Consider the following 5651-nt stretch of genomic DNA (forward strand, 5'->3'; position numbering starts at 1 on the left):
ATGTCGTCCGGCGCTGCCGCACGCTGGTCGAGACCACCCCGCACACCGGGCACGCCGCCGTGGTCTCCTCCTCGGTGATCACGTGCACGACTCGGGTCCCGTCCGCGGCGCGCAGCACCTCGCGCACTCGAACTCCGGGCAGGCCGAACAGGATCGTCGTACCGTCTGAACTCACTCGTGGCCCCTCTGCTGCCGGCTCGTATCCACCGTCAGCATCGAGGGGCCACGGGCTTCTCAGCCCGAGGCCGCGATCCTCACAAGATCATGTCCTTCTTCCCCCTCAAGTTCGAAGAGCCGGCATCTGTTGGATTGGGCGGAACGCCATCTACCGGAGTCCCGTCGGCCTGTGTGAGTCTTTGCTGCTGTACGACCAAGCGGCTGATCGCTCGACCGTCGACTATCGGGCACATCTCTTGTCCTCCGGTGCAGGCCCCCACGTTTACGTCATCGACCTGGCATGGCGTCCGGAGGCGCCATTGGTGCAGGTGTGGCCCCGCCGGAACGGTATTGCTGGCGACGTACACGCCGTTCGCCGGGCCAGTCACTTCCTGGGCCGACAGTGACACTGCGCCTGAGCCCAGATCGGTGCTGACGCACTCGACCGACCGGCAGGGTGCTGCGTGGGCCGAAGTCGGCATCGCCAGGGTCACCGCGGCAAATAGCGCCGTGGTGAAGACGGCTAGTTGACGTCCCACTGGGAAAAAATCCAAGTCGAGTCGGATCTGGACCAATACAGGATTGCTCCGCAGTCGAGGCTGGCAGCGGGAGCGCTCAGTTCGGGTACGTCGACGCCCTGCTCGTTTCGCACAGTGAGTGGCGTCTGATCCATGGAAAAGGCCGTCTCGGCGGTCAGTTCGCGGACTAGAGGGGTCGACACCGAGGTGACGGTCGCTGTGCCGCCCTCGTATGAATAGCCAGACCCAGCGTCTTGCCTAATGTTTTGTATCAGGCGGTCGCACGTCTCGCAATCCTGGCTGAGTTGGTCCATGTAAGTGGGGTCCAGGCTCGTTTCGGCTGCGTTGTAGACGTCCATGTAGTAGCGGAGGAACGCATCCGCGCCTGCGGGAGTCTGCTCCCGAGCTTCGACAGGCATCGGGAGATCGGGCGGCCCCAGGGGCGGCGGGGCGTCAGAGACTGCAGTGGGCGACGCCGACGCTGACGGCAGGGTGTCGTTGGCCGGCTCCTTGCTCGAGCAGTCCCCCAGCACGACCGCCCCGACGAGCACGCCAGCAGCCACCCGCGCGAGCCGCATCCCTCGTCCTCCCATCGCCCCGGCCGTCCGTGGACAAGCAGACTACGCAGGTCAGCGCCCCGCCACCTCGCCCGTACGGGCCATCCTGTGGACAGCCTCAGCGCTCGGCGTACACCGTCAACTGCTCGCGCTTGCGGAACGCGAACTCCGTCGTCGTCTCGCCCGTCTCGCCGTCGTAGGCCACCTGCTGCGGCCCGTTGAGCAACCGCACCCGCAGCTCCGGCACCTGGAACTGCCGGTAGCTCCGACTGTGCTCACTGACTCCCAGCAACGTGGCCAGCACCGCCCGGGTCCTCCCGAACCGGAGATCCGCACGCAGGTACTGGACGTCCAGCAGGCCGTCTTCCAACCGGGGCCGCCACGCCGGCGACAGGCCGCGCGGCATGTAGCAGCCGTTCCCGATGAAGACGATCCACGCCTTGACCCGCTGCCCGTTCAGCTCCACGTCCACCGGCGACCCGCGCCGCAGCACCTGCGCAGCCGCCACTGTCAGCGCCATCCACTTGCCCATCCGCCCGGACAGCTGGTCACGTCGCCGCACCATCTCCGGGTAGCTGCCGATGCTCGCGGTGTTCAGGAACGGCGTCCCGTTGACGTCGGCCACGTCCACCCGCACCGCGGCACCCACCTCCACCGCGGTCACCGCCTCCGGCGGCGTCGCCACACCCACGTCGCGCGCGAAGTGGTTCAGCGTCCCCGCCGGGATCACCGCCAGCGGCAGCCCGAACTCCAGCGCGACCGCGGCCGCCGTGGCCACGCTCCCGTCTCCGCCGGCCACTCCCAGGGCCTTCGCCCCCGACCGGGCGGCCTTCCGCAGCAACTCGGCGACGCCGGCGTCCTCGCCGATCTCCAGCACTTCGGCCCGCGGCAGCAACTCGGCGATGTCCGCGGCCGGGTCGTAGTCCTCCCGCCCGGACCTCGGGTTCACCGCGATCATCAGCCCCTCGCCCTCGGGCAGCGCCGGCGCCGCGAACGACGTCCGCACCCGGGCCGGCGTCGTCGGCCGCACCCGCCACCAGTGCTGGGTGGCCATCGCCACCGCGCTGCCGACCGCCATCCCGGCGACGACGTCCCCCGGGTAGTGCACGCCCACGTGCACCCGGGAGTACCCGACGCCCAGCGCGATCGGCCCCACCAGCGCCCCGGCGACGGGGCTCTCCAGTGCCAGCCCGGTGGCGAACGCCGCCGCGGACGCCGAGTGCCCGCTGGGGAACGACAGCGTGTGTGGCGACCGGCGCAGCGTCCGTGTGCCCGACACCTGTGCCAGGTCCGGCCGCACCCGGCCGAAGACCCGCTTCAGGACGACGTTCACCAGCGCGCTCGACACCGCCATGGACCCGACGCCCCGCATCGCAGCCCGCCGCAAGCGCTGCGCGCTGCGCGCCGATCGCCAGGCCCAGGACCAGCCAGAGCTTGCCGTGGTCGGCGAAGGTCGACAGCCGGCGCAGCCATCCGTCCGCCCGGGTCGTGGGCAGCTCGCCCACGCGGTGGAGCAGCCGGGCGTCCCAGTGCAGCGGTGAGGGCACGGATCGGGACGCTAGTGGAGGCCGCCCCGTTCAGCTTCCCTCTCGCGGGACTCCACCCGGACGGGGCTCAGGCGCGCTGGCGGGCCCGGTACGCGGCGACCGTCGACCGGCTGGCGCAGGTGTTCGAGCAGTACCGACGGCTGGCGTTGCGCGAGGTGTCGACGTAGACGTTGCCGCAGCCCTCGGCCGAGCACACTCCCAGCCGCTGCCAGCCGTGCTGCACGACCACCTGGGACAACCCCATGGCCACCGTCGTCGTCAACTGCTCCAGCGCCCCGGCGTCCGGGCGGGCGTAGTGCAGGTGCAGCTCACCGTCGTGGTCGGTGGCGTACGGCCGGGGGGAGGCCAGCGCCAGCAGGGCGTTCAGCCGGTCCTTCACCGCCGCTTCCGAGTCGGCCAGCGCCACGGCGCGGATGAGCTCGGAGGTCTCGTCCACCCGGGCCGCCTCGGCGTCGGTCAACCGCAGCGCCGTCCCGTCGGTGAACCAGTCGTCGTGGGAGGCCACGAACGCCCGCACCCACGCCGGGTCGCCGCGGTCGCAGTTGGCCAGGTCGATGGCCAGCTCGACGGCGTTCGACCCGTAGGTGTCGTAGTCCATGTGACTCCCTACCGCTTCGTGTAGCCTCCGGAATGCGTAGGCGGTCAACCGCTGTTGGACCCCTACGATTCCCTGTCTCGTACGTCTCGAAGTGAGTTCCTCATGCGCTCGTACCTCGCCGTGTGGCGGCTTCCCTCCGCCCCGGTGCTCCTGCTCGCCGGATTCGCCGGACGACTGCCCTCCGCCATGGTGCCGCTCGCGTTGTTGCTCATGGTGCAGCAACAGACCGGTTCCTACGCGGTTGCCGGCGCCGTCTCGGCCACCTTCGGCGTCGCCACCGCGCTGATGGCCCCGGTCCTCGGCCGGCTGGCCGACCGGCGCGGCCCGCGCCGCATCCTGCTCGCCCAGGCCGCTGCCTATCCGCTGCTGCTGGCCGGCCTGGTCGCCGTCGTCCTCGTCGGCGCCCCGGCTCCTGCGCTGCTCGCCGCGGCGGCCGCCGCCGGCGTGAGCACCCCGCTGGTCTCCGGCACCGTCCGTGCGCTGTGGTCCCGCGTCGATCCCCGGGTCCGCCCCACCGCCTACGCTTTGGATGCCACCGCCACCGAGCTGGTCTTCGTGGCCGGCCCGACCCTGGTCGCGGTGCTCACCCTGATCGCCGCCCCGGCCGTCGCCGTCGCCGTCGGCGCCTCCCTCGGTGTGGTCGGCGCGCTCGGCATCGCCACCAGCCCGCCGATGCGCGCCTGGCAGCCGGCCGTCGCCGTGCGCCGCAGCCCGTTCGCCACCGTGGCTGCTCCCGGCATGCCCCGGGTCCTGCTCAGTGGGTCGGCGCTCATGCTCGGCTTCGGTGGCCTCGAGGTCGCCCTGCCGGCCTTCGCCGAGGCCGCCGGGTCGCCAGGCATGTCCGGCGTCCTGCTCGCCGTGTGGTCGTTGGGCTCGGTCGCCGGCGGTCTGTGGTTCGGCGCCCGCGTGGTCAGCGCCTCGCTGCCCCGGCAGTACCGCTGGGGCCTGCTCGGCGTCACCATCGGCCTGGTCCCGCTCGCCGCGGTCCAGAGCCCGTGGGTGCTCGGCGTCCTCCTCTTCCTGGGTGGGACGGCGATCGCCCCCACGCTGACCGTGTTGAGCACGCTGGTCGGCTCCATCGCGCCGACCTCCGCCACCACCGAGGCGTTCACCTGGCTGTCGACCGTTGCCTTCGGCGCCTCCGCCGTCGGTGCGGCCGTCGGTGGCGCGCTGATCGAGACCTCGCCCGGCGTGGCCGGCGCCCTGGTCATGGCGGCGGTCGCCGCCGGACTGGCCGTGGCGGTGACCCTGGTGCCCGGGCGTCGTCCGGTGGTCGCCGACGCGCGCCGGCGCGACATCGTCACCGCCTGAGTCACCCCTGCGGACGACGGCGCTCCCAGCGGGGCCAACCCCCGTTGGGAGTCGCCGCCGGGCGCTGGTAACCTCTCTCCTCGGTGGTTCCGGGGTGACCCGGTCCCCGGGAGGCTTCGCCTAGTCCGGTCTATGGCGCCGCACTGCTAATGCGGTTTGGGTTAATCCCCATCCCGGGTTCAAATCCCGGAGCCTCCGCGTACGACAACTGAACACGCAGTACCTGCACCCGTAGCTCAACGGATAGAGCATCTGACTACGGATCAGAAGGTTAGGGGTTCGAATCCCTTCGGGTGCACGTCTGGTTGAGACAGCGCCGCGGCCCCGCACTCTGGCGAGTGCGGGGCCGCGATGTTGTCCGGGGCGGGTTCACCCGCCACGTGACGACGGCGCCGAGGCCTCGCGGGGTCCGTCGTTGCCGGCTCGCGCAGCAGGTCCGCCAGGTGCCGGGCCTGCTCGGCAGCCTCTCGCAGGGGCGGCCTCAGAACCCCGTTCTCCACCACCTCGACGTCCAAGGCCGTGTTCCCTCTGCGAACAGCGGTACGCGAGGCCGCTCGGTGCCGGGCCGCTGGCTGCCACCTGCTCGGTGCTGGTCATTCGGGCAATTCGTCGGGAATGCTTCAGCCTCGATCCGCCGATGAGCATTCTCAAGTGATGTGATCTTGGTCGGGCGAATGGTTTCCGGGAATGGGCGTGCGGTAGTCGCCGGTCTGTCCGGCTTTTCCACGTCCGGGTCGTTCCTCGCGCCGTTGTCGGCTGGGTGGTCAGCCCGAGACCGCGCCCGGTGGTGCGAGGGTGGCGGTGAACAGCTGGTCGTAGCCGGCCTGCCAGGGCCAGTTCCGCGGCAGGTGCAGGCGTAGCCGCCGCGCCGAGGTGGCGATGCGGGCCGGCACGTTGATCAACTGGGCGCGGATCGTGGCGGTGCGGGTCTTGGCGTGCAGTGCCCCGGCCAGGGCGCCGGCGG

At 71.2% G+C, this 5651-nt stretch carries 4 protein-coding genes, 2 tRNA genes and 1 pseudogene; 3 read left to right on the top strand and 4 right to left on the bottom strand.

Annotated elements, in window-relative coordinates:
• Positions 1 to 679: 679 nt before the first annotated feature.
• The 3 genes from BLW04_RS24460 to BLW04_RS24470 all read right to left on the bottom strand — a co-directional run bounded on the left by BLW04_RS24460 (position 680) and on the right by BLW04_RS24470 (position 3376).
• Positions 680 to 1252 carry a DUF6318 family protein gene (locus BLW04_RS24460; RefSeq protein ID WP_091548150.1) on the bottom strand — a complete coding sequence of 191 codons (573 nt, stop codon included), beginning with the start codon at positions 1250 to 1252 and terminating at the stop codon, positions 680 to 682.
• 97 nt (positions 1253 to 1349) lie between these two features.
• Positions 1350 to 2585 (bottom strand): bifunctional phosphatase PAP2/diacylglycerol kinase family protein, encoded by a 1236-nt coding sequence (locus tag BLW04_RS24465; RefSeq protein WP_175484278.1) that lies wholly within the window; start codon positions 2583 to 2585, stop codon positions 1350 to 1352.
• Between the two features lie 260 nt (positions 2586 to 2845).
• Positions 2846 to 3376: a CGNR zinc finger domain-containing protein gene (locus BLW04_RS24470; RefSeq protein ID WP_091548154.1), complete on the bottom strand. Its 531-nt coding sequence runs from the start codon at positions 3374 to 3376 to the stop codon at positions 2846 to 2848.
• Between the two features lie 102 nt (positions 3377 to 3478).
• On the opposite strand from BLW04_RS24470, the gene BLW04_RS24475 reads away from it, so the two are divergent.
• The 3 genes from BLW04_RS24475 (at position 3479) to BLW04_RS24485 (ending at position 4985) form a co-directional block, all read left to right on the top strand.
• Positions 3479 to 4687, top strand: coding sequence for an MFS transporter (locus BLW04_RS24475; RefSeq protein ID WP_091548156.1), 1209 nt, complete (start codon positions 3479 to 3481; stop codon positions 4685 to 4687).
• Positions 4688 to 4796: 109 nt separating this feature from the next.
• Positions 4797 to 4885, top strand: a tRNA-Ser gene (locus BLW04_RS24480).
• Between the two features lie 27 nt (positions 4886 to 4912).
• Positions 4913 to 4985: transfer RNA gene (locus tag BLW04_RS24485), tRNA-Arg, on the top strand.
• A 466-nt stretch (positions 4986 to 5451) separates the two neighbouring features.
• Here the strand turns inward: BLW04_RS24485 and BLW04_RS24490 are convergent.
• Positions 5452 to 5651: pseudogene (locus BLW04_RS24490) on the bottom strand (IS1380 family transposase); the annotation flags it as partial.

Source organism: Modestobacter sp. DSM 44400 (assembly GCF_900107175.1).
Classification (GTDB): domain Bacteria; phylum Actinomycetota; class Actinomycetes; order Mycobacteriales; family Geodermatophilaceae; genus Modestobacter.